This window comes from Streptomyces sp. NPDC054757 (assembly GCF_053612185.1).
This window is the reverse complement of record NZ_JBSHBW010000003.1, coordinates 364,520-387,114: the sequence shown is the minus strand read 5'-3', so window position 1 is coordinate 387,114 and position 22,595 is coordinate 364,520. Positions and strand designations below refer to the sequence as shown.

General features: G+C 71.0%; 19 protein-coding genes. 7 read left to right on the top strand and 12 right to left on the bottom strand.

The genetic code is table 11. The annotated features are described in order from the left end of the window. Positions 1-45 precede the first annotated feature (45 nt). From ACWGKJ_RS06875 to ACWGKJ_RS06845, 7 genes are all read right to left on the bottom strand, one after another. Positions 46-1,407 carry a glutamine synthetase family protein gene (locus ACWGKJ_RS06875; RefSeq protein WP_164259935.1) on the bottom strand — a complete coding sequence of 454 codons (1,362 nt, stop codon included), beginning with the start codon at positions 1,405-1,407 and terminating at the stop codon, positions 46-48. 370 nt (positions 1,408-1,777) lie between these two features. Next, positions 1,778-3,535 (bottom strand): complex I subunit 5 family protein, encoded by a 1,758-nt coding sequence (locus ACWGKJ_RS06870; RefSeq protein WP_385028312.1) that lies wholly within the window; start codon positions 3,533-3,535, stop codon positions 1,778-1,780. Between the two features lie 14 nt (positions 3,536-3,549). Next, positions 3,550-3,897, bottom strand: a complete 348-nt coding sequence (locus ACWGKJ_RS06865) for a sodium:proton antiporter (RefSeq protein ID WP_385028309.1) — start codon at positions 3,895-3,897, stop codon at positions 3,550-3,552. After that, positions 3,897-4,748: an MnhB domain-containing protein gene (locus tag ACWGKJ_RS06860; RefSeq protein ID WP_385028298.1), complete on the bottom strand. Its 852-nt coding sequence runs from the start codon at positions 4,746-4,748 to the stop codon at positions 3,897-3,899. Before ACWGKJ_RS06860 ends, ACWGKJ_RS06865 begins: the two co-directional genes overlap by 1 nt. Further along, positions 4,745-5,011: a Na(+)/H(+) antiporter subunit B gene (locus ACWGKJ_RS06855; RefSeq protein ID WP_385028295.1), complete on the bottom strand. Its 267-nt coding sequence runs from the start codon at positions 5,009-5,011 to the stop codon at positions 4,745-4,747. The genes ACWGKJ_RS06860 and ACWGKJ_RS06855 overlap by 4 nt, the downstream gene beginning before the upstream one ends. Further along, on the bottom strand, positions 5,004-5,459 hold the full coding sequence (locus ACWGKJ_RS06850) for a monovalent cation/H+ antiporter complex subunit F (protein ID WP_385028292.1): 456 nt from the start codon (positions 5,457-5,459) through the stop codon (positions 5,004-5,006). The genes ACWGKJ_RS06855 and ACWGKJ_RS06850 overlap by 8 nt, the downstream gene beginning before the upstream one ends. Next, on the bottom strand, positions 5,456-5,629 hold the full coding sequence (locus tag ACWGKJ_RS06845) for a hypothetical protein (RefSeq protein WP_385028289.1): 174 nt from the start codon (positions 5,627-5,629) through the stop codon (positions 5,456-5,458). The genes ACWGKJ_RS06850 and ACWGKJ_RS06845 overlap by 4 nt, the downstream gene beginning before the upstream one ends. Positions 5,630-5,772: 143 nt before the next feature. On the opposite strand from ACWGKJ_RS06845, the gene ACWGKJ_RS06840 reads away from it, so the two are divergent. The 4 genes from ACWGKJ_RS06840 to ACWGKJ_RS06825 all read left to right on the top strand — a co-directional run bounded on the left by ACWGKJ_RS06840 (position 5,773) and on the right by ACWGKJ_RS06825 (position 11,105). Further along, complete coding sequence (locus ACWGKJ_RS06840) at positions 5,773-6,462, top strand: DUF3105 domain-containing protein (protein WP_385028286.1); 690 nt, start codon at positions 5,773-5,775, stop codon at positions 6,460-6,462. 68 nt (positions 6,463-6,530) lie between these two features. Then, entirely contained in the window at positions 6,531-7,124 is a 594-nt protein-coding gene (locus tag ACWGKJ_RS06835) for a DUF305 domain-containing protein (protein WP_385028305.1), read from the top strand. A 109-nt stretch (positions 7,125-7,233) separates the two neighbouring features. After that, positions 7,234-9,186 (top strand): S53 family peptidase, encoded by a 1,953-nt coding sequence (locus ACWGKJ_RS06830; RefSeq protein ID WP_385028283.1) that lies wholly within the window; start codon positions 7,234-7,236, stop codon positions 9,184-9,186. Between the two features lie 167 nt (positions 9,187-9,353). Continuing rightward, positions 9,354-11,105 (top strand): NAD+ synthase, encoded by a 1,752-nt coding sequence (locus ACWGKJ_RS06825; protein ID WP_385028280.1) that lies wholly within the window; start codon positions 9,354-9,356, stop codon positions 11,103-11,105. Here ACWGKJ_RS06825 and ACWGKJ_RS06820 read toward each other — a convergent pair. The 4 genes from ACWGKJ_RS06820 to ACWGKJ_RS06805 all read right to left on the bottom strand — a co-directional run bounded on the left by ACWGKJ_RS06820 (position 11,077) and on the right by ACWGKJ_RS06805 (position 15,968). Beyond that, positions 11,077-12,300: an MFS transporter gene (locus ACWGKJ_RS06820; protein ID WP_385028277.1), complete on the bottom strand. Its 1,224-nt coding sequence runs from the start codon at positions 12,298-12,300 to the stop codon at positions 11,077-11,079. The genes ACWGKJ_RS06825 and ACWGKJ_RS06820 overlap by 29 nt on opposite strands. A gap of 184 nt (positions 12,301-12,484) precedes the next feature. Next, the gene (locus ACWGKJ_RS06815) at positions 12,485-13,519 is read right to left on the bottom strand and encodes an endonuclease/exonuclease/phosphatase family protein (protein ID WP_385028275.1); all 1,035 of its coding nucleotides are present in this window, start codon (positions 13,517-13,519) and stop codon (positions 12,485-12,487) included. Between the two features lie 152 nt (positions 13,520-13,671). Then, positions 13,672-14,316 (bottom strand): TetR/AcrR family transcriptional regulator, encoded by a 645-nt coding sequence (locus ACWGKJ_RS06810; protein WP_385028272.1) that lies wholly within the window; start codon positions 14,314-14,316, stop codon positions 13,672-13,674. A 41-nt stretch (positions 14,317-14,357) separates the two neighbouring features. Beyond that, on the bottom strand, positions 14,358-15,968 hold the full coding sequence (locus ACWGKJ_RS06805) for an MFS transporter (RefSeq protein WP_385028269.1): 1,611 nt from the start codon (positions 15,966-15,968) through the stop codon (positions 14,358-14,360). Positions 15,969-16,141: 173 nt separating this feature from the next. Between ACWGKJ_RS06805 and panB the strand changes: the two genes are divergently transcribed. From panB to ACWGKJ_RS06790, 3 genes are all read left to right on the top strand, one after another. Next, positions 16,142-17,086, top strand: coding sequence for a 3-methyl-2-oxobutanoate hydroxymethyltransferase (gene panB / locus ACWGKJ_RS06800; protein ID WP_453315684.1), 945 nt, complete (start codon positions 16,142-16,144; stop codon positions 17,084-17,086). A gap of 130 nt (positions 17,087-17,216) precedes the next feature. Then, the gene (locus ACWGKJ_RS06795) at positions 17,217-18,245 is read left to right on the top strand and encodes an ATP-binding cassette domain-containing protein (RefSeq protein ID WP_385028266.1); all 1,029 of its coding nucleotides are present in this window, start codon (positions 17,217-17,219) and stop codon (positions 18,243-18,245) included. Beyond that, a complete protein-coding gene (locus ACWGKJ_RS06790; RefSeq protein ID WP_385028262.1) occupies positions 18,242-19,078 on the top strand; it encodes an ABC transporter permease in 837 nt (278 codons plus the stop codon). Before ACWGKJ_RS06795 ends, ACWGKJ_RS06790 begins: the two co-directional genes overlap by 4 nt. A gap of 35 nt (positions 19,079-19,113) precedes the next feature. On the opposite strand, the gene ACWGKJ_RS06785 is transcribed toward ACWGKJ_RS06790, so the two are convergent. Beyond that, positions 19,114-22,557, bottom strand: a complete 3,444-nt coding sequence (locus ACWGKJ_RS06785; protein WP_385028259.1) for an AfsR/SARP family transcriptional regulator — start codon at positions 22,555-22,557, stop codon at positions 19,114-19,116. Positions 22,558-22,595: the final 38 nt, after the last annotated feature.

The window sequence follows — 22,595 nt, the reverse complement described above, 5'->3', positions numbered from 1 at the left end:
GCCCGGAGCCATGACCCGGACAGGAAGGGGTCCGGCTGCCCGCCCCTACAGCACCGGCAGGTTCTTCCGCAGCTCAAAAGCGGTGACCTCGCTGCGGTACTCCTCCCACTCCTGCTTCTTGTTCCGGAGGAAGAAGTCGAAGACATGCTCGCCGAGCGTCTCCGCGACCAGTTCGCTGCGCTCCATCAGCTCGATCGCCTCGCCCAGGTTCTGCGGCAGCGGCTCGATGCCCATCGCGCGGCGCTCCGAGTCGGAGAGCGCCCACACGTCGTCGTCCGCGCCTGCCGGGAGTTCGTAGCTCTCCTCGATGCCCTTGAGGCCGGCCGCGAGGAGGAGCGCGTACGTCAGGTACGGGTTGGCCCCGGAGTCGATGGAGCGGACCTCCACCCGGGCCGAGCCGGTCTTGCCTGGCTTGTACATGGGGACGCGGATCAGCGCCGAGCGGTTGTTGTGGCCCCAGCAGATGTACGAGGGTGCCTCGCCGCCCGCGCCCGCGCTGCGGGCAGAGCCGCCCCAGATGCGCTTGTAGGAGTTGACCCACTGGTTGGTGACCGCGCAGACCTCGGCGGCGTGTGTCAGCAGGCCCGCGATGAAGGAGCGGCCCACCTTGGAGAGCTGGTACTCGGAGCCGGACTCGTAGAAGGCGTTGCGGTCACCCTCGAAGAGGGAGAGGTGGGTGTGCATGCCCGAGCCGGGGTACTCGCTGAACGGCTTCGGCATGAAGGTGGCCTGTACGCCCTGCTCAAGGGCGACCTGCTTCATGACCAGCCGGAAGGTCATGATGTTGTCGGCGGTCGACAGCGCGTCCGCGTACCGCAGATCGATCTCCTGCTGACCCGGCGCGCCCTCGTGGTGGCTGAACTCGACCGAGATGCCCATGGATTCGAGCATGGTGATCGCCTGCCGGCGGAAATCCATGCCGACGTTCTGCGGAGTGTGGTCGAAGTAGCCGGAGTTGTCGGCGGGGGTGGGGCGGGTGCCGTCGAGCGGCTTGTCCTTGAGGAGGTAGAACTCGATCTCCGGATGGGTGTAGAAGGTGAAACCCAGGTCGGAGGTCTTGGCCAGGATCCGCTTCAGTACATAGCGGGGGTCGGCGAAGGACGGTGAGCCGTCCGGCATCAGGATGTCGCAGAACATCCGGGCGGTGCCGGGGGCCTCCGCACGCCAGGGCAGGATCTGGAAGGTGCTGGGGTCCGGCTTGGCGATCATGTCGGACTCGTAGACCCGCGCGAAGCCCTCGATGGCCGACCCGTCGAAACCGATGCCCTCGTCGAACGCCTGCTCAAGCTCGGCGGGCGCCACGGCGACCGACTTCAGGAACCCGAGGACGTCGGTGAACCACAGGCGCACAAAGCGGATGTCGCGCTCCTCCAGCGTACGGAGCACGAATTCCTGCTGCTTATCCATACCGTTCCTACCTATCCTCGCCGGTCAGCCACCTGCTCCCACGCCTCCGGAGTCCCCGGGGCTCATGAGCATCCCACCACACGATTTCCAGCTTGTTGCGAACCCTCGTCCGAACATCTCACCCCGCTCGGGTGTCCCGCAGCCTCCATTGTGGGTCACGTGGAGGCCGTGAACGAGTCAGGGTCTCCGGCCTTCCCCGCGGCCGCGGTGAGGGCCGTGGGGACGGCGAACACCCGGGTACGTTGTCGGCGTTGTACGGGTCACCGCTCGGCGTCGTACAGGTCACCGCTCGACGTCGTGCAGGTCACCGCTCGACGTCGTGCAGGTCACCGCTCGGCGTCGTACAGGTCACCGCTCGGCGCCGTACGGGTCACCAGCGGACCAGCGCGCCAAGGAGCGAAGCCCCCGCCGCGAGCCAGGCGACGTAGTCGCCGACGTGCCCCGAGTGGAGCCGGCGCAGCGGCTGCAACAACCGGTCGGGCCCCCCGGCCCGGTCCGGCCGGCGCACGGCAACGGTGGCGAGGGCCGCGGCGAGCGCCGTGGACAGCACTCCCAGGAGCACTCCGGCGGCCGACCACTGCGGCGGGTGCTCCGCCCTCCCCGGCACGGCCTCGTCCAGCGCATGGCCGGCGGCTGCCGCGATGTCCGGCACCAGACCTACGGCCAGCGCCGCGGCGAGCAGCACCGCCGGTACGACGAGCATGGTGTCGGGGACACGGGACAGCGGCCGTCCGCCGGTCTCCGGCTCCTCGTGCTCCCCGCTCGTCTCGTACGCTCCGCCGTGCTGCTCGCCGGGGCGCCGCCCGAACCCGCCGAAGACCCGCGCGGCGACCCGCAGCACCGCTCCCCCGGTGAGCGCCGACACCGCGACGCAGAGCACCGTGAGGGGTGCGCCGGCCGACTCCTCGATGACCGCCTTGCCGAGCGCCGTACCGAAGGGCGGCAACCCGGCGAGTGCAAGACCGCCGACCGTGAACAGCGCCCCGACGAACGGGAGTCCGCGCGCCCGGCCGTGCAGTTCGTGCTCGTCGATCGAGCCGTAGCGGTCGAGGAGGATACCGGCGCAGGCGAAGAGCGCCGCCTTCACGCCCGCGTGCCCGAGTACGTACAGCGCGACGCCCGACGAGGCCTGCGGGGTGAGCAGTCCGATGCCGACGAGGAAAAGGCCGGTGTGCGCGACGGTCGAGAAGGCCAGCAGGCGTTTGAGGTGGCGCTGGTACCAGCACATGACGGCCCCGACCAGTGCGGTCAGCACACCGAGGGTCACCAGGGCCCGTTCCGCGTCGTGCGCCGGGACCCCGCCGGGACCGGCGAACACGGTCCAGTAGACCCGCCCCGTGCCGTAGACACCCAGCTCGACCATGACCCCGGAGAGCAGCATGCAGACGGGGGTGGGGGCGACCGCGTGCGCGTCGGGGAGCCAGAAGTGGAAGGGGACGGCCGCCGCCTTGACCAGCAGCCCGGTGAGGACCAGGACGAAGGCGGTGAGGACCAGGGCGTCCGGCCGGCCCTGCTCGTCGAGGCGCCGTCCGATGGCCCGCATGCCCAGTTCGCCGGTGCGGGCGTAGAGCAGCACGATCCCGGTGAGGGTGGCGTACGCGCCGAGCGAGTTGACGACGCCGAAGGTGAGCGCGCCCTGGACCGCCTTCGCCTCCTCGACCCGGTAGCCGGTGAGCGCGTAGGCGACCACGCTCATCAGCTCGAAGAAGACGAAGGCGTTGAAGAGGTCTCCGGTGAGGACGAAACCGCACATACCGGCCTGGAAGAGCAGCACGAGCGCGGGGAACGCCCCGGCGTGCCGCAACGGCGGCTCGTCGAAGTACCGCCAGGAGTAGGCGAGTACGGCGACGACGAGCAGCGAGGTCAGCGTGGCGAGCCCCAGCGCGAGCGGGTCGCCGGTCAGGACGATGCCGACGCTCCGCCCGTGCTCGGGGGTCCAGCCGCCGACCCATTCGGCCGCGTGGTCCGAGCCGCCCGCGAGCAGCACGGCGGCGAGCGCGGCGGTGCCGGCGGCGAAGACGGCGCCGACCACCTCGGCGGCGGACCTGGGCAGTCTGCGTCCGGCGGCGACCAGGACGACGGCGCCGGTGAGCGGCAGCGCCACGATCAGCGGAAGCAGCTGGTTCAGCTGCCCGGACCCGGTCATCCGCGCAGCTCGGAGAGTTCGTCGGGGTCGACCGTCGAGTGCCGTTTGTCGATCTGTACGACGAGGGCGAGCAGCAGTGCGGTGAGGGTCGCGCCGACCACCACATCGGTGAGGGCGAGCGCCTGTACGACGGGGTCCACCAGGGGCCGTGCGCCCGGCTTCAGGTCGGAGAAGACCGGGGCGGTCCCGCCGTCGCGGTAGCCGACGGAGAGCAGCAGGACATAGGTGGAGGACTGGCAGACGGCGAGGCATCCGACGGCGTGGATGAGGTTACGGCTGGTGGCGAGGCCGTAGACCCCGATGAGGAAGATCCACCCGGCGGTCGCGTACGGCAGTACGGACATCATTCCCGCTCCCTGTCTGTCTCCGTCTTCCCCGTCTCCGTCTGTCCCGTCTCCGTCTGTCCCGTCCTGCTCTCCGTCTGTCCCGTCTCCGTCTGCCCCGTCTCTGTCTGCCCCGTCCTGCTTTCCGTCTCCTCGATCTCCAGCGCCTGGTCGAGGAAGCCGGCCAGGAGGACGACCACCGCGCAGGCGACCTCCACCCCGATGGCCGCGTTGAGCAGCGGCACGGTCCCGCCCGACGCGAGGGTGTTGAAGGTGCCGTAAGGGAGGAAGTTGGCGAGGAAGGACGTCCCGCAGAGCAGCCCCGCGAGCCCCAGGACCAGATAGGCGCCCTCCCCCGCCGCGTCCCCGATGTGGTAGACGCCGATGGGCCGGATCCGCTCCAGCGCCCGGTAGTCGACCGCGATGTAGAGCAGATGCAGCGCGGTGGCCATGACGACACCGCCCTGGAATCCGCCGCCGGGGCTGAGCTGGCCGTGCGCGACCACATACATCCCCGCGAGCAGCGTGACCGGCAGCGCCACCAGCGCGTAGCGGCGCACGGACGGCAGGACGGGTGCGGGCTCGGGACGGTACTGCCGCTCACCCCGGGTCTGGCGCAGCAGCACGACCGTGCCGAGGACCGCGCCGAAGAGGATGCTCTCCTCGCCCAGGGTGTCGAAGGCCCGCTGGTCGAAGTTGACGGATGAGATGACGTTGGCGGTGTGCCGGCCCAGCGCGGCCCGTACCGCGCGCTCACCGTACGGATGGATGTCGCCGCCGAAACGGGGGAGCAGCCGGTAGGCCCCGGCGAGCATGGCGGCGATTCCGGCCAGGCCGACGACCAGTACCCACAGGCGCATCCGCCGGCTCATCCGCTCCGCCTCTTTTGCTCGGCACCGCGCCTGCGGCGGACCTTGCGTACGCAGAGGAGCACCAGCAGCGGGGTGAGCGCCGAGCCCACCGCGAGCTGCGAGAGCGCCACGTCGGGGGCCTGGAGGACGGTGAAGAGCACGGCCAGGGAGAGGCCGAGGAGCGAGAGGACCAGCGCCTGCCGGGCGGGGTCGCGGACCAGGACGGCAGCGGTGGCGGCGCCCGCGACCAGCAGCAGGGCGATGGCGGTCAGGGCTTCAGTCATGGGCCGCCTCCGGGACCGGGTCGTCGAGCGCCCGGGACGCGACGATGTTGCCCGCGATCAGCAGGGCGCCGATGACGAGCAGCTTGACCGTCGCGCGGCTCGCTCCGGTGACCACACACAGCGGCAGCACGACCAGCACCGTGGCGGCGACGGCCGGCCAGGTGGTCCTGGAGCTGCGCGGCGGGTCGTCCGCCAGGTCGTCGGCGAGCAGCCGGGCGTACACCAGGGTGCCGACCGGGCCGAGTACGGCCAGCACGAGGGCGAGATCGGTGTACGCGGAGGGGCGGCGGAACCCCTGGGCGAGCAGCAGCAGGGCGAGGCAGACGAGCAGGGTGGCCTGGTTCTGGGCGACGACCCGGCGCCGCAGCGGTCCGGTGGCCACCCCCCAGAGCGTCGGTGCCACTCCGCACACCAGCACCGCGGCGGCGGCGAACAGCCAGCCGTTCACCGCCGGCTCACCGCCGTACGTGCCGCGCGGGCCGCGACGGCGGCGGGCAGCGCCAGGGCCGCTCCGACCACCGTCTCCAGTACATCCACGGTGCTGATGAGAACCAGCCACAACGCCGTCAGGAGCACCCACCAGAGCAGCACTTCCGCGGCGATCGCATACTTGTGCACCCTTCGTCCACCTCCGTGTGCCGGTGCCCCCGGCCACAGTGCCGCACTCCGGCTGTCCGGCCCCTGTGCCATGCCGTGTGCCCCGCCACTACGATCTGAGCCCCCGGACCGTCCGTATCCGACCAGGACTTGAGGACTCATCGATGGCTTCGACTCAGGGCTCGAAGAACGATCGCAGGACCCGTATAGAGGAGATGCGCCGCTCCGAGAGGTCGCGTGAGCGGCGGGTCCGTATCGCCGTGATCGCGGTGGCGGCCGTCGCCTTCGCGGGGCTGATCGGCTTCGGCACCTATCTCGTCAGCGCCGACAGCGACGACGAGAGCGCCAACACCGCCTCCGGCAGCGGCGCGTCCGACAGCAAGGCGGACGGCGGTACGACGGCCGGGCCCATCAAGGGCGAGCGGGACTGGGACATCAAGAAGCTCGGCCGCACCCATGTCACCAAGAAGGTGGACTACCCGATGACGCCGCCGGTGGGCGGGGACCACAACCAGGTCTGGATGAACTGCAACGGGAACGTCTACACCAAGCCGCTCCCCGACATGAACGCCGTCCACTCCCTTGAGCACGGCTCGGTCTGGGTCACGTACACGGACAAGGCGCCGTCGGGCGATGTGAAGAAGCTCGGCGCGAAGGTGGCCAGGACCCCGTACTCGCTGATGAGCCCGTACCCCGGCCAGTCGGGCGCGATCATGCTCAGCGCCTGGGGCAAGCAGCTGACGGTGGACGGCGCCGACGACCCGAGGGTGAACCAGTTCTTCACCAAGTACGTGCAGGGCCCGCAGACCCCGGAACCGGGTGCGGCGTGCACGGGCGGGCTGGACGGCCAGTGACCAGGAGCACCCGGCTGATGGCCGTCGCCGCCGCCGTCCTCGTACTGCTCTGCGCGGCCGCCGCGACCATGGCGTTCACCACCGGGGGCGGCGGCCATGTGTCCACCGCTCGCGTCGCGGGGGTGCCCTCGGCGGGTTCGGCCGATGCCGGTTTCGCCCGTGATATGTCGGTCCACCACCAGCAGGCCGTGGAGATGTCGTTCATCGTGCGGGACCGCACCGGGAACGCCGATGTGCGCCGCCTCGCGTACGACATCGCCAACACCCAGGCCAACCAGCGCGGCATGATGACGGGCTGGCTGAATCTCTGGGGGCTGCCGGTGAGCGACGCCGACCGGCTGCCGATGGAGTGGATGGGGATGGGCCAGGAGCCGTCCACCGATGGGGCGTTGATGCCCGGTATGGCGACGACGGCGCAGCTGGACACCCTGCGGAAGCTGAGCGGCAGGAAGGCGGAGATCCGCTACCTCCAGCTGATGACGGCCCATCACAAGGGCGGGATCCACATGGCGGAAGGCTGTGTGCAGCTGTGCCGGACCGGCGCGGAGAAGAAGCTGGCGCAGGGGATGGTCGCCGCGCAGCAGTCCGAAGTGCAGCTCATGGCCGATCTGCTGAAGGAAAGGGGCGCTTCGGCAACAACGGGATCAACTGCCCGTTCATGACCGTTCCTTGAGTTCTTCTTGGTCATCGCATGCCCCTGGCATGAGCAGTTCATCGGGCAAGGTGTGGCGTACACGCGTACCTGCGACGAACCGCGACACAGGGGGTTCCATGAGATCCAGCCGCTCAAGAATGCGCGCCGGCCTGAGCGTGGCAGCGACACTGCCACTGCTCGCCGGCGCGCTGGCTCTGTCCATACCCAGCGCCAACGCCGACTCCGGTACGGGCAGCCGTCACGCGCTCCAGGGCACCAAGCCGCTGTGGGCGAAGGCCACCGCCGACCGTGGCGCGAGCGCGAATTCCGGCCAGGTGAACGCGCGCGTCTATCTGGCCGGGCGCGACGCCCAGGGCCTGTCGGCGTACGCGAAGGAGGTGTCGGACCCGCAGTCCGCCTCCTACGGCAAGTACCTGAGCGCGAAGCAGGCCAAGGCCCGCTTCGGTGCGACGCCCGAGCAGATCAAGCAGGTCAAGGCCTGGCTGAAGTCGTCGGGTCTGAAGGTCACCGGCGCGAACCAGCACTATGTCTCGGTCAGCGGTGACGTCAGCGCGGCCGAGAAGGCGTTCTCGACCCAGCTGCACAACTACCGCAAGGGCAGCAAGACCTACCGGGCCCCGACGGCCACGGCCTCCGCGCCCGCGTCCCTCCAGGGTGCGGTGCTGACGGTGGTCGGCCTCGACAACGCCCCGCACAACGTCAAGCACGACACCACGACGCTGCCCCCGCCCAGCGCGGTCTTCAAGAACGCCGGGCCGATGTCGTCGTACTACGGCCAGAAGGTCAACAAGAAGCTCCCGAACGCGTACGGCGAGAAGGCCCCCTACGCGGTCAAGGGCTACACCGGCAAGCAGTTGCGGGCCGCCTACGGCGCGGGCAACAGGACCGGCAAGGGCGTCACGGTCGCCATCACGGACGCCTACGCCTCGCCGACCATCGCCCAGGACGCGGCCAAGTACGCCAAGCGCAACGGCGACAGCGCGTACGCCAAGGGCCAGCTCTCGCAGGTGCTGCCGAGCGACTACACCGACATCGACGAGTGCGGCGCGGCCGGCTGGTACGGCGAGGAGACCCTCGACGTCCAGGCCGTGCACGCGGTGGCGCCCAAGTCGGACATCGTGTACGTCGGTGCCGCCTCCTGCGACGACAACGCGCTGCTCGACTCGCTCGGCAAGGTCGTGGACAACCACCTCGCCGACATCGTCTCCAACTCCTGGGGCGACATCGAGGCCAACCAGACGCCGGCCTCGGCGGCCGCCTACGACCAGGTCTTCCAGCTGGGCGCGGTCGAGGGCATCGGCTTCTACTTCTCCACCGGCGACAACGGCGACGAGGTCGCCAACACCGGTACGAAGCAGGTCGACACCCCCGCCAACTCCGCCTGGGTGACGGCGGTCGGCGGCACTGCCCTCGCCGTCGGCAAGGGTGACAAGTACCAGTGGGAGACCGGCTGGGGCACACTGAAGTCGAACCTGTCGGCCAACGGGAAGAACTGGGCCGCGTTCCCCGGCACCTTCAACGGCGGCGCGGGCGGCGGCACCAGCAAGACCGTGGCGCAGCCGTTCTACCAGCGCAATGTGGTGCCCGGGAAGCTCGCCAAGGCCAACGGCAAGACGGCCATGCGCACCATCCCTGACATCTCCGCGGTCGCCGACCCGAACACCGGGTTCCTGGTGGGCCAGACGCAGACCTTCCCGGACGGTTCGCAGCAGTACAGCGAGTACCGCATCGGCGGCACCTCGCTGGCGGCTCCGGTCATCGCGGGCATCCAGGCGCTGGCGCAGCAGGCGCAGCACGGGGTTCCGATCGGGTTCGCCAACCCGTCGATCTACTCCCGCTACGGCACCGCGGCGTACCACGACGTCACGGACCACCCGCTGGGCGCGGGCCGCACCCAGTCGGTCGTCCGGGTCGACTTCGCCAACAGTGTCGACGCGAGCGGCGGTCTGCTGACCTCGCTGCGGACGCTCGGCGCGGACTCGTCGCTGGTCGCCACCGTCGGCTACGACGACGTGACCGGTGTCGGCAGCCCGGGACGCACCTACCTCAGCTCCTTCGCCAGGCGCTGACCGGTAACGGCGGCACACCGCCGCGGTGACCTCGCGTCGCACGCGGCAGCCAGCTGCGCGGCCCCGCCCCCACCTGTACGACGGGTGGGGGCGGGGCCGTTTCGCAGTGACATACCGCGCACCCTCCCGACAGGACATCGCGTCAGAGAGACGATTACACTGGCGGGGTGCCTCAACTACGCCTCGCACTGAATCAGATCGACTCGACCGTCGGTGACCTCGCCGGGAACGCCGAGGCGATCGTCCACTGGACCCGGCACTCCGTCGGGCAGGGCGCCCATCTGGTGGCGTTCCCCGAGATGATGCTGACCGGATACCCCGTCGAGGACCTGGCCCTGCGGTCGTCCTTCGTCGACGCGTCCCGGGCCGCGCTGCGCGCGCTCGCCGCACGGCTGGCCGCCGAGGGGTTCGGGGACGTCCCTGTCGTCGTCGGCTACCTCGACCGCACCGAGAAGGCCCAGCCCCGCTACGGGCAGCCGGCGGGCGCCCCGCGGGACGCCGGGGCCGTGCTGCACCGCGGGGATGTCGCGCTGACCTTCTCCAAACACCATCTGCCGAACTACGGCGTCTTCGACGAGTTCCGCTACTTCGTCCCGGGCGAGACCCTCCCGGTGATCCGGGTGCACGGCGTCGATGTCGCGCTCGCCATCTGCGAGGACCTCTGGCAGGACGGCGGCCGGGTCCCCGCCACCCGGTCCGCGGGGGCCGGGCTGCTGGTCTCGATCAACGCGTCGCCCTACGAGCTGAACAAGGACGACCAGCGCCTCGAACTGGTCCGCAGGCGGGCCAGGGAGGCCGGCTGCACCACCGCGTACGTCGCGATGACCGGCGGCCAGGACGAGCTGGTCTACGACGGCGACTCGATCGTGGTCGACCGGGACGGCGAAGTCGTCGCACGGGCACCGCAGTTCACCGAGGGCTGTGTGGTGGTCGACCTGGAGCTGCCGGCCGCGGGCCAGGTCCCCGCCGGCGTCGTGGCCGACGGGCTGCGCATCGAACACGTCACACTCTCCGACGAGCCCCTTCCCGCCTACCCGGCCGAACTGCCCGGCGGCTACGCGGACCGCCTGGACGACGACGAGGAGCTGTACACCGCGCTGGTGGTGGGGCTGCGGGCGTACGCCGCGAAGAACGGCTTCTCCTCGGTGCTGATCGGGCTCTCCGGCGGTATCGACTCGGCGCTCGTCGCGGCCATCGCCTGTGACGCCCTCGGTGCGAAGAACGTGTACGGCGTGTCCATGCCGTCCAAGTACTCGTCGGACCACTCCCGGGACGACGCGGCCGAGCTGGCCCGGCGCACCGGGCTGAACTACCGGACCGTCGAGATCGCCCCGATGTTCGACGCGTACATGGAGTCGCTCTCGCTCACCGGCCTGGCCGAGGAGAACCTCCAGTCGCGGCTGCGCGGCACCACCCTGATGGCCCTCTCCAACCAGGAGGGCCAGATCGTGCTCGCGCCGGGCAACAAGTCCGAGCTGGCCGTGGGGTATTCGACGCTCTACGGCGACTCGGTCGGCGCGTACGGGCCGATCAAGGACGTCTACAAGACCTCCATCTTCCGGCTCGCCGAGTGGCGCAACCGGGCAGCGGCCGAGCGGGGCCAGACCCCGCCGATCCCGGAGAACTCGATCTCCAAGCCGCCCAGCGCCGAGCTGCGCCCCGGCCAGGTCGACACGGACTCGCTGCCGGACTACGAGGTGCTCGACGCGATCCTGGCGCGGTACGTCGACGCCGACCAGGGCCTCGACACCATCGTCGCGGCCGGGTTCGACCCGGAGCTGGTGGCGAAGACGCTCCGGATGGTGGACACCGCGGAGTACAAGCGCCGTCAGTACCCGCCGGGCACCAAGATCTCCGCGAAGGGGTTCGGCAAGGACCGGCGGCTGCCGATCACGAACCGCTGGCGCGAGACGAGCTGAGCGCACGCTCCGTACGGGGGCCCTCCGCGACCACGCGGGAGGCCCCCTTCGGCGTACCGCGGTCCAGGACCCCGGCGGTCACCGCGATGGCGAGGCCGATCACGGCCAGTCCCGCGCCCACCAGGGTCGGTGACATCCAGCCCCAGCCGGCCGCGATGGCGACCCCGCCGAGCCAGGCGCCGCCCGCGTTGGCCAGGTTGAAGGCGGAGTGGTTGGAGGCCGATGCCAGCGTCGGCGCCGAGCTGGCCTTCTTCATCACCAGCATCTGCAGCGGGGTGGTGGTCATGAAACCGACCGCTCCGAGGAGCACCACACTGACCAGCGCGGCCCACTTCACATGGACGGTGAAGTCGAACGCGGCCAGCACGACGGCGAGCCCGCCCAACGATCCGTACACCGTGGGGCGCAGGGCCCGGTCGCTCAGCGGCCCCGCGGCCAGCGCGCCCAGCGTCATACCGATGCCGAAGAGGGCGAGCACCAGGGTCACCGAGGACTCGGAGAGGCCCATCACCTCGGTGGTGATCGAGGCGAGGTAGCTGTAGACGGCGAAGACCCCGGCGAAGCCGAAGACGGCGGTGAGCAGTCCGAGGAGCACCTGACGGTTGCCGAGGGCGCGCACCTCGTGGCGCAGGCCCTGGTGCGCGTCGACGGGGACGTACGGGACGAGCCGGGCCAGCGCGGCCAGCGCCACCAGGCCGATCACACCGACCACGACGAAGGTGGCGCGCCAGCCGAGGTGCTGTCCGAGCAGGGTCGCCGCGGGGACGCCGACGATATTGGCGACGGTCAGACCGAGGAACATGGTGGCCACGGCCCGGCCGCGCCTGCCCTCGTCGACCAGGCCGGACGCGACGACCGCGCCGACGCCGAAGAAGGCGCCGTGCGGCAGCCCGGCAAGCACCCGCCCCGCCAGCAGCCAGCCGAAGCCGGGTGCGAAGGCGGACGCCAGGTTGCCGACGGTGAACAGACCCATCAGGAGCAGCAGCATCCGCTTGCGCGGGATGCGGGAGCCGAGCGCGGTGAGCAGCGGGGCGCCGATGACGACGCCGACCGCGTAGGCGGAGACGAGATAACCCGCGGTGGGCACGGAGGTGCCCAGGTCACCGGCGACGTTGGGCAGCAGGCCCATCATCACGAACTCGGTGGTGCCGATGCCGAACGCGGAGATGGCCAGCGCGAGCAGGGCCAGGGGCATGGAGGGAGACCTTCTCTTACGAGAGCGGGGACACGGGGCCCGGTACGACGGTGCGACGGCGCACGGGGAGACCAGCTTAAGTTCTCTTGCTGAACAAAGTCTCCCCGCCGCATTGTTCCGGCAGGTGAATACCGCGTTAAGTGACGCGTATCTCCCGCGGGCCCCTGTCTCCGGGCGCTTGCGCCTACAGCTTGAGGCGGGCCGCGATCGGCAGATGGTCGCTGCCGGTGCTGGGCAGCGTCCAGGAGGAGACCGGGTCGGCGCCCCTGACCATGATCTGGTCGATCCGCGCCATCGGGAAGCGCGCGGGCCAGCTGAAGCCGAAGCCGTTGCCCGCCGCGCCCTGGGTGGAGCGCATCTGCGAGGTCACGGCATCCAGCGAACGGTCGTTCATCGTCCCGTTGAGGTCGCCGAGCAGCACCACGTCGTGCATCGGCTCCCGCTTGATGGCCGCGCCCAGCGCGTCCGCGCTCTGGTCGCGCTGCGATGCGGTGAACCCGGCGTCGAGCTTCACCCGTACCGAGGGCAGGTGCGCGACATAGACGGCGACCCTGCCCTTGGGCGTGGCCACCGTGGCCCGCATGGCGCGGGTCCAGCCGAGCCTTATGTTGACCGGCTCGGTGTCGCCCATCGGGTACTTGCTCCAGAGCCCGACCGTGCCCTCCACCGCGTGGTACGGGTAGGTGGAGGCGAGAGCCTTCTCGTACACCGGGGCCTTGCCCGAGGCCAGCTCCTCCAGGGCGACCACATCGGCGCCCGAGGCGGCGACCTTCTTCGCGGTGCCCACCGGATCGGGGTTGTCCGCGTTCACGTTGTGGGTGGCGACCACCAGATCGCCGCCGGCGGCCGACTTGTGGCTGATCAGTCCGCCGAAGGTGTTCAGCCAGACGATGACCGGCAGCAGCAGGACGATCAGCGCGGTGGCCGAGCGGCGCAGCAGCGCCAGAATGAGCAGGACAGGGACACCGACCACACCCAGCCACGGCAGGAAGGTCTCGGTGAGGCTGCCGAGGTTGCCGATGTCGTTGGGGATGCGGGCGTGGAAGAGCATCGTCAGCGTGAGCAGCACGGCGAAGCACGCGAGGACGATGCCGCGGCGCCAGATCCCGCGGTCACCCCGCCAGCGCCCGCCGAACAGACGCCGGGCACCGGATTCGGAACGCCCGTACTCCGAGCCGCCGTGCTCCGTGTCCGTGTCCGTGAAGTGCGCCTGCGCCATACCATTGCCCTCGCTGCCTTGCCGTGCACGCCGTACCGCCCCTGACACTAAGCGATCGAGCGGCTCTTTCCGCGCCGTGATGACACGGCCGTACTGTCACGAGGACGTGGCAGGCAGTACTGGAGTTCCGGTTGTGACGGAATGCGCATATTTCAGCCGTGCTGCCCCGGGTCGGACCCGCGCTCCCGAGGGGCGAGACCCTCCAGGAGCGCGTCCACGAGCCGGGCCGCCAGACCGTCGTCGAGCTCCGCGTCGGGGCGGAGCACGGTACGCAGCAGCATCGGCCCCACGAACAGGTCGTTGATCAGGTCCGGGGCCAGGTCGGAGCGGATCGCGCCCTCCTCGATCCCCCGGCGGACGACCTCGGCGCCCATCCGGCGCCGGGCCTCGACGACCGTGTCGTGATAGGCCCGCCAGAGCTCCGGATAGCTCTGCATCTGTGCGAAGACGTTGTACAGCAGCGTGGACGAGCGCTTCGCGAGGCCCTGCAGGCGCAGCGATTCGAGCATCGCGACCAGATGGTCGCGGACCGAGGTGCCCTGTAGCTCGGGGGCGGCGGGCTCGATGGCCTTGAGCACATCGATGAAGAGCTCCTCCTTGCCCTTCCAGCGGCGGTAGATGGTCGCCTTGCCGACGCCCGCCGTACGGGCCACGCGTTCGATGGACACCTCGGTCAGCGGGACGCCCTCCTCCAGCAGCTTCACCACGGCCTCGACGATCGACCGCTCGACCGCTTCCGAGCGCGGCCGCCCGCGCCGCTGCTCAGCCGGCCTGTTCCGCTGTTCCGTCGGGGGCACGCCCGCTCCGCCTCTCGCTGTCCGTGTCAGTCCCTGCCGAGTCAGTCCATACCGATTGTCGCTGACGCCGGAACCGACTCTTCCGCCCTGGCTCCGACGGCGCCGGTCCCGGGCCTGCCCGGCAGGAAGACGGCGACCACGACGGCGCCGAGCAGCGCGACCCCGGCCGAGCCGAGCGCCGTCACATGCATGGCGTGCAGGAACGCGGTGTCCGCGTGGGCCGCGAGCGTCCGGCCCGCGGGGCCGAGCTTCTCCGCGACGCCCAGGGTCGCCTCGATCGACTCCCCCGCCGCCTTGCGCGCACCGGGCGGCAGCGCGCCGAGATGCCCCTCGATGTCACCGCGGTAGGTGGCGGAGAGCACGGACCCCAGTACGGCGACCCCGAGCGCCCCGCCGACCTGGCGGAAGGTGTTGTTGATCGCGGATCCGGAACCGGCCTTCTCACGGGGCAGCGACTGCATGATCGAGACCGTGACCGGCGGCATGATGTGGGCCATTCCCGTCCCCATGGCGAAGAAGACGACCTCCATCACCCAGACGGGCGTACCGGCGCCGAAGAACGCGAAGCAGCCGAGTCCGGCGGCGACCAGCACCATGCCGGCCGTGCAGACGGCGCGGGCGCCGAACCGTTCGACGACGAGCCTGGCCCGCGGCGAGAAGATCATCTGGGCCGCGGCGAGCGGCAGCAGCAGGAGGCCGGACTCCAGCGCGCTGTAGCCGCGGACGCTCTGCATGTAGAAGGCCGAGAAGAAGGTGACGCCCATCAGCGCGAAGAAGACCAGGGCGATGGCGGCGACGGCCGCGGAGAACGCCGGGTTCCTGAAGTAGGTGACGTCGATGGCCGGGTGGCTGCTGCGCTTCTCGTACAGCACGAAGCCGGTCAGCACGGCGATCCCGCCGAGCGTGGTCAGCAGCACGGACGGCGCGGTGAAGTCGGCCAGTTCGCCGCCGCGGATGATCCCGTACACCAGCAGCACCAGGCCGACGACGGACAGGCCCACCCCCACCGGGTCGATATGGCCGGGGGCGGGGTCCCTGGAGTCCGGGACCAGCAGCACCATCGCGATCAGCGCGACGGCCACGACCGGCACATTGACCAGGAACACCGAGCCCCACCAGAAGTGTTCGAGGAGCACACCGCCGGTGATCGGGCCGATCGCGATGGCCAGGCCGACGCCGCCGGCCCAGATGCCGATGGCCTTGGGCTGCTCGTCCCGCTCGAAGACGTTCATCAGGACGGCGAGGGTGGCAGGCATCACGAAGGCCCCGCCGAGCCCCATCACGGCCCGGAACGCGACGAGTTCGGCCGGCGAGGTGGAGAGGGCGGCGAACACCGAGCCGAAACCGAAGACCGCGAGCCCGAAGAGCAGGACCTTCTTGCGGCCGATGCGGTCGCCGAGCAGGCCGGCGGTGAAGAGCAGTCCGGCGAAGACCAGCGTGTAGGCGTTGATCGCCCATTCGAGCTGGCTCTGGGTGGCGCCGAGCCCGGTCGGCGCGGGGGCCGCGATCGTCTTGACCGCCACATTGAGGATGGAGTTGTCGAGCACCACGATCAGCAGGCTCAGCATCAGCGCGGCCAGGATCGCCCAGCGGCGCCGGTGTACGGCTTCGGGTATGCGGGGCGCTGCGACGGGCCCCGTGGAGTTGGTCATGCGGACAGCGTAGAGCATTTCCGATACGACACCGTCTCGTATCGTAAAGATTTTACCCGGGCCCCGGTGGCGTGCCCGGAGCCCACTTCCCCCCGGTGGCGCCGGGGTGCGACCATGGAGCCGGTCCGGGGACGCCGTCAGGGCGCCTCGAGATGACGAACAGGAGCGTTGCGATGACGCGCGCATTGGATTCCCAGAGCTCCCTCCACGAGAGCTCCGCACCCCAGGGCTCCGCCCACCAGAACTCCGCCCCTGCGGCCGGTGGCCCCGCCGCCGGGAAGCCCGCCGACAGCAGCAAGGCGCTGTACGGCGGCCGGAGCAGCAGGCGCATCACGGTCCACGACATCGGCGGCGCCAAGGAGCGCGGCGAGAAGTGGCCCATGCTCACCGCGTACGACGCGATGACCGCCTCCGTCTTCGACGAGGCAGGCATCCCGGTGATGCTCGTCGGCGACTCGATGGGCAACTGCCACCTCGGGTACGAGACCACGGTCCCGGTCACCCTCGACGAGATGACGATGCTCGCCGCCGCCGTGGTACGCGGCACCTCGCGGGCGCTGATCGTCGGCGACCTGCCCTTCGGCGCCTACCAGGAGGGCCCGGTCCAGGCGCTGCGCAGTGCGACGCGCCTGGTCAAGGAGGCGGGTGTGGGCGCGGTGAAGCTGGAGGGCGGTGAGCGCTCGCACCAGCAGATCGAGCTGCTGGTGCAGTCCGGCATCCCCGTCATGGGGCACATCGGGCTGACACCGCAGTCCGTCAACTCGATGGGCTACCGGGTGCAGGGCCGCGGCGAGGAGGCCGCGCAGCAGCTGCTGCGCGACGCCAAGTCCGTACAGGACGCCGGCGCGTTCGCGGTCGTCCTGGAACTCGTACCCGCGGAGCTGGCCGCCGAGGTCACCCGCATCCTGCACATCCCGACCGTCGGGATCGGCGCGGGCCCCGAGTGCGACGCGCAGGTGCTCGTCTACACAGACATGGTGGGGCTGACGGGCGGCAAGGTGCCGCGCTTCACCAAGCAGTACGCGGACCTCCGCCGGACGCTCGGCGACGCGGCGAAGGAGTTCGCCGACGAGGTGGTCGGCGGCACGTTCCCGCAGGAGCAGCACACCTTCCACTGAACCACCGGGGCCCTCTCGGGCCCCGTCCAGGCCACTGCCGCACGTACCGACGGCCCGCCGACATCCCCCATCGGCGGGCTGTCGGCATTCTGTCGGTGAGTTGTCAGTGGCGGCTGGTCTGATAGTGGGCATGACGCGAATCGACAAGAACCCCGGGAACGGCGGATCCGCCGTACAGGTGCGGGGGCTGGTGAAGCACTACGGGGACACGAAGGCCCTGGACGGAGTGGACCTGGATGTCCGGGAGGGCACGGTCCTCGGTGTGCTCGGGCCCAACGGCGCCGGCAAGACCACCCTCGTACGAGTCCTCTCCACCCTGATTCAGCCGGACTCCGGCACCGCCACCGTGGCCGGCTGCAACGTACTGACCCAGCCCCGCCAGCTGCGCCGGGTCATCGGCCTCACCGGGCAGTACGCGTCGGTCGACGAGAAGCTCTCCGGCTGGGAGAACCTCTACATGATCGGCCGGCTGCTCGATCTCTCCCGCAAGGACGCCAGGAGCCGCGCCGACGAGCTCCTGGAGCGGTTCTCACTGACCGATGCGGCCAAGAAGGCCGCGATGCACTACTCGGGCGGGATGCGCCGCAGGCTCGACCTGGCCGCTTCGATGATCGGCAGCCCGGCGGTGCTCTTCCTCGACGAGCCGACGACCGGTCTCGACCCCCGTACCCGCAACGAGGTCTGGGACGAGGTGCAGCGGATGGTCGCGGAGGGGGCGACCGTGCTCATCACCACCCAGTACATGGAGGAGGCCGAGCAGCTCGCCAACGAGCTGACGGTCATCGACAAGGGCCGGGTCATCGCCAACGGCAAGGTGAACGAGCTGAAGGCGAAGGTCGGCGGCCGCACCCTCCAGATCCAGCCGAGCGACCCCGGACAGCTCCCCGCCATGGCGCGCGCGCTGGCCGAGGCCGGGCTGGACGGGATCGCGGGCTCCCAGGCGGTGCCCGACGAGGGGCTGCTCAATGTGCCGATCCTCAGCGACGAACAGCTGACGTCGGTGGTCGGCCTGCTGGCCTCGCGCGGCTTCGGCATCACCAACATCGGTACCCATCTGCCCAGCCTTGACGAGGTGTTCCTGGCCATCACCGGCCAGAAGCCCACCCTGCAGGACGGCTACGACGAGCAGAGCGACCAGATCCAGGAGGCCGCGGTATGAGCACGGCGACGATCGAGAAGCCGGCGCCGCCCGCACCGGCCGCGACCGCGGACGAGGGGCGGATCGGGCTGCGGGGCAATCTCCGGCACATCGGGGCGCTGGCCCGGCGCAACGCGCTGCAGATCAAGGCGGACCCGGAGTCGATGTTCGACGTCCTGCTGATGCCGATCATCTTCACCCTGCTGTTCGTGTTCGTCTTCGGCGGCGCCATCGCGGGCAAGGGCAACCAGACGCAGTACGTCGACTACGTCGTCCCCGGTCTGATGGCGATGATGGGCATGAACATCGCCATGGCCGTGGGCACCGGGGTCAACGACGACTTCAAGAAGGGGGTGATGGACCGGTTCCGCAGTATGCCCATCGCCCGGTCGTCCGTCCTCATCGCGAAGATCGTCGTGGAGATCGGCCGGATGCTGGTCGCCATCACGATCCTGCTGACCGTGGGCTTCATACTGGGTCTCAGCATCCACACATCGGTGCTCTCGCTCTTCGCGGCGATCGGCCTCTCACTGGTCTTCGGCGCCTCACTGATGTGGATCTTCATTCTGCTCGGACTGACCATGAAGACGGCCCAGGCCGTCCAGGGGATGGCGATGCTGGTGCTGATGCCGCTGCAGTTCGGATCGTCGATCTTCGCCCCGCCCACCACGATGCCCGGCTGGCTCCAGGCGTTCACCGACTACAACCCGCTCTCCAACCTCGCGGACGCGGCGCGGAACCTGATGAACGGCGGCCCGGTCACCCACTCCGTACTGATGACGCTCGGCTGGTCGGTGGCGATCACCGCGGTCACCGCACCGCTGGCGATCCGCAAGTTCCGCAAGAAGACCTGAACCGGCCGCCGGGCCGTACGACCCGGCGGTCCCGTTCACCGATCGCGTCGCTCCACCAGGGCGGTGGCCTCCTCCGGGGTGAGGCCGCCGCCCTCGGCGTACGCACGCTCGTACGCGGCGTCCCCCAGGGCGGCGCGGGCGGCCGCCTCGGCCTTCTCGCGGTTGGCGCGCTCCATGGACGCGCTGAAGTGACCCGGCGGCAGCTGCGCGTCGGACGCGGCCAGCAGCCGCACCGCGTCCCGGGCCTCATCGGGATCTCCGGGACCCGCCAGCGCCCAGGCGTACGTCACCAGCTGGGTGGCGGGCATCTGCGGGGCCACCATCTGCGACAGCGGGTCACCGGTCCGCATCAGCGCCTGCCGCGCCCTGACACGGCCCTCGGCGTACCGGCCCTCCTCGTTGTCCAGCCAGGCCGTCAGGCCGAGCATCATGCCTTCGAAGACGGCGAGCGGCCCCCTCGCGAACTTCTCCTGCAGCAGGCCGAGTTCGACGCGGGCCTCGGACACACGGCCGACGCGGCCCAGCCACATGGCGAGAATCATCCGGGCCATCGGCCAGACCTCGTGCCCGACGTCGGTCCCCGATTCCTCCCCCAGGACCTGCCGCAGGATCGTCTCGCCCTCGTCCCCCCGGCCCGCTTCGAGCAGCGCCCCGGCGTACCTGGCCCGCAACACCGCGACCTGGGTCCGTGCGCCGAGCCGCTCGGCGTAACCGAACGCCATCCGGTAGTCCTCACCGGCGAGCAGGAAGTCGCCGCGCGCCTCACGGGCCTCACCGCGCGCCGAGAGCGCCTCGGCGGCGCCCCAGGCGTCGCCGAGCCGGATGAAGATCTCCAGGGCCTCCTCGGCGTCCCTGGTGGCGTCGCCCGCCCAGTCGCTGCGGTTGGCCAGGATGTTGGCCCGCATCTGGAGGGCGCTGGCCAGCTCCCACTCGTATCCGAAGTCCTGGCAGGACCGCACCGTTTCGTCGAGCACGTCCCGCAGCTCACCGGGGGCGCCGGTGAGCATGACCGCGAAGAACCAGAGCGAGGCCGGGGAGCGGCAGGTCTGCGGCAGTCCGGGGCTGTAGGCCGCCACCACCCGGCTGAGCCGCTCCTTGTTGGCCGGCGTGGTCCAGTCGTCGAAATCGTGGTCGGCGGAGGCCAGATGGATCAGCCGCACTCCGCGCCGCGCCTCTTCGAGCAGTTCGGGACTCATCGGCGGCGGGGCGTCCGTACACCGCGCCTCCAGCGGCGGGGCCTTCGCGACCGGCGGCTCGAACGGGTCGGGGCCGAGCTCCGCGGTCGCACCGCACCAGTGTCTGGAGTCGGCGCGCAGATCGCGCATCTGCCAGAACCAGGCGAGGGAGTGCACCAGGATCAGCGCCTCCTGCTCGTCCCCCGCGGCGACGGCGCGGCGCAGTGCGGTGCGTACGTTCTCGTACTCGCGCACCAGCAGGTCGATCGCGGCGAGCTGGCCGTGGCCGCGCAGTTCGGGGTCGGTCAGCCGGGCCAGCTCCCGGTAGTGCACCAGATGACGGTGTTCGGCGTCGGGGCGGTCACCCGCCTCGTCGAGCCGCTCTGCCGCGTACTCGCCGACGGTTTCGAGGAGCCGGTAGCGCATCTCGCCGTAGCCCGAAGGAGCCGCCACCACCAGGGACTTGTCGACCAGCGAGCCGAGCAGGTCGAGTGATTCGGCGCCGCACACCGCCTCCACGGCCGTGATCCCGCAGCCGCCGGCGAAGACGGAGAGCCTGCGCAGGACGTTGCGCTCCGGTTCGGCGAGCAGGTCCCAGGACCAGTCGACCACGGCGCGCAGCGTCTGCTGGCGCGGCAAAGTGGTCCGGGCGCCGCCGGTCAGCAGCCGGAAGCGGTCGTCGAGCCGGTCGGCGATCTGGCGCGGGGAGAGCATCCGCAGCCGGGCCGCGGCGAGTTCGATGGCGAGCGGGAGTCCGTCCAGGCGGCGGCAGATCTCCGTGGCCGCCCCCGGGTCGTCCTCGATCCGGAAGCCCGGCCGGGCGGCGCTCCCGCGCTCGGCCAGCAGCCGCAGCGCGGACGGCTCGGGCAGCGGCTCAAGGGGGCGTACGACTTCGCCGGGCACCCCCAGTGGCTCCCGGCTGGTGGCCAGGATCGTCAGCCCGGGGCAGTGGGCGAGGAGTTCTTCGGCGAGGGTGGCGGCGGCACCGATGACATGCTCGCAGTTGTCGAGCAGGAGCAGCATCCGGCGCCGGGCGCAGTGTTCGGTGAGCCGGGCCAGCGGGTCGTCCGCCTGCCGGTCGGCGGCGCGTATCTCCTCGACGCCCGCGCCGCGCAGCACCGTCTGACGGGCGCCGACCGCGCCGAGTACCGCTTCGGGCACCGTCTCCGGGTCGTCCACGGGGGCGAGTTCGGCCAGCCAGACGCCGTCGGGCCAGGAGCCGGCCGCGGCCTCGGCCGCCTCCTGCGAGAGCCGGGTCTTCCCGGCCCCGCCGGGTCCGAGCAGGGTGACGAGCCGGGCCGCACCGAGGTCGTCGCGCAGGGCGTGGATGTCGCTCTCGCGCCCGACGAAGCTGGTCAGCCGGGCCCGGAGATTGCCGGGGCGGCGCCCGCCCGAGCCGTCGTCGCCGGACAGCTGCCGGGCGGGGGCCTGCTCCGCTCCGGGAGACCCGTCGGCCGCGCCCCCGCGGTCCGGCCGCCCTTCGGGGGTGGCTCCCCCGGTGGCGGATCTCCCGGCGGCGGCTTCCTCGGGGGTGACTCCCCCGGCGGTGGCCCGCCCGGCGCCGGCCTCCCCCGCGGTGACTTCATCCGGTGACAGCAACTCGGCGTACAGCGACCGCAGTTCGGGCCCCGGATCCGCGCCGAGCCGCTCGATCAGACCGCGCCGCACCTCCTCGTACGCGGCGAGTGCCTCCGCGGTCCGCCCCGCGTGCCGCAGCGCCCGGATCCGCAGCGCCTGAAGCGGCTCGTCGATCGGATGGTCGGCGCAGAGCGCGGCCAGCTCCGGCAGCGTTCCCTCGGCCCGGCCGAGCGCGACCGCAGCGGCGAGCGCGGCCCGGCGTGCGTCAAGTCGCCGGGCCTCCCAGCGGGCCGCCAGGGCCGTACGGTCGGGGAGGTCGGCGAGCACCATCCCCCGCCACAGCGCCAGCGCGTCCTCCAGGAGGGCAGCCGCCTTGGCCGGATCGCCCTCGTCCAGGGCCCGCGCTCCCTCGCCCGCGAGCCGCTCGAACCGGTACAGGTCCACGTCGTCCGGGTCGGCGCAGAGCCGGTACCCGCCGTCGGACGAGGTGACGGCGGCATGCCCGAGCGCCCGCCGCAGCCGGGCCACGAGCGCCTGGAGCGCGCCGGTGGCGTCGGCCGGCGGATCGCCGTCCCACACCTCGGCGACCAGCACGGCCGCCGGGACGCTCCGCCCGACGCGCAGCGCCAGTACGGTCAGCAGGGCACGCAGCCGCGCCCCGCCGAGGGCGACGGCCGTGCCGTCGGGGCGGAATGCCTGGGTGGTGGAGAGGATCCGGTAGCGCACGGGCCCATTGTCCGTTACAGCACGCACGTCAACCGCCC

Bases quoted from the DNA above. Each gene is read 5' to 3' on its own strand.
- ACWGKJ_RS06795 (WP_385028266.1), top strand. From the start codon at position 17,217: ATGACGCGAATCGACAAGAACCCCGGGAACGGCGGATCCGCCGTACAG.
- ACWGKJ_RS06790 (WP_385028262.1), top strand. From the start codon at position 18,242: ATGAGCACGGCGACGATCGAGAAGCCGGCGCCGCCCGCACCGGCCGCG.
- ACWGKJ_RS06805 (WP_385028269.1), bottom strand. From the start codon at position 15,968: ATGACCAACTCCACGGGGCCCGTCGCAGCGCCCCGCATACCCGAAGCC.
- ACWGKJ_RS06855 (WP_385028295.1), bottom strand. From the start codon at position 5,011: ATGACTGAAGCCCTGACCGCCATCGCCCTGCTGCTGGTCGCGGGCGCC.
- ACWGKJ_RS06865 (WP_385028309.1), bottom strand. From the start codon at position 3,897: ATGTCCGTACTGCCGTACGCGACCGCCGGGTGGATCTTCCTCATCGGG.
- ACWGKJ_RS06875 (WP_164259935.1), bottom strand. From the start codon at position 1,407: ATGGATAAGCAGCAGGAATTCGTGCTCCGTACGCTGGAGGAGCGCGAC.
- ACWGKJ_RS06860 (WP_385028298.1), bottom strand. From the start codon at position 4,748: ATGAGCCGGCGGATGCGCCTGTGGGTACTGGTCGTCGGCCTGGCCGGA.
- ACWGKJ_RS06835 (WP_385028305.1), top strand. From the start codon at position 6,531: ATGGCGTTCACCACCGGGGGCGGCGGCCATGTGTCCACCGCTCGCGTC.
- ACWGKJ_RS06840 (WP_385028286.1), top strand. From the start codon at position 5,773: ATGGCTTCGACTCAGGGCTCGAAGAACGATCGCAGGACCCGTATAGAG.
- ACWGKJ_RS06830 (WP_385028283.1), top strand. From the start codon at position 7,234: ATGAGATCCAGCCGCTCAAGAATGCGCGCCGGCCTGAGCGTGGCAGCG.
- panB (WP_453315684.1), top strand. From the start codon at position 16,142: ATGACGCGCGCATTGGATTCCCAGAGCTCCCTCCACGAGAGCTCCGCA.
- ACWGKJ_RS06815 (WP_385028275.1), bottom strand. From the start codon at position 13,519: ATGGCGCAGGCGCACTTCACGGACACGGACACGGAGCACGGCGGCTCG.
- ACWGKJ_RS06820 (WP_385028277.1), bottom strand. From the start codon at position 12,300: ATGCCCCTGGCCCTGCTCGCGCTGGCCATCTCCGCGTTCGGCATCGGC.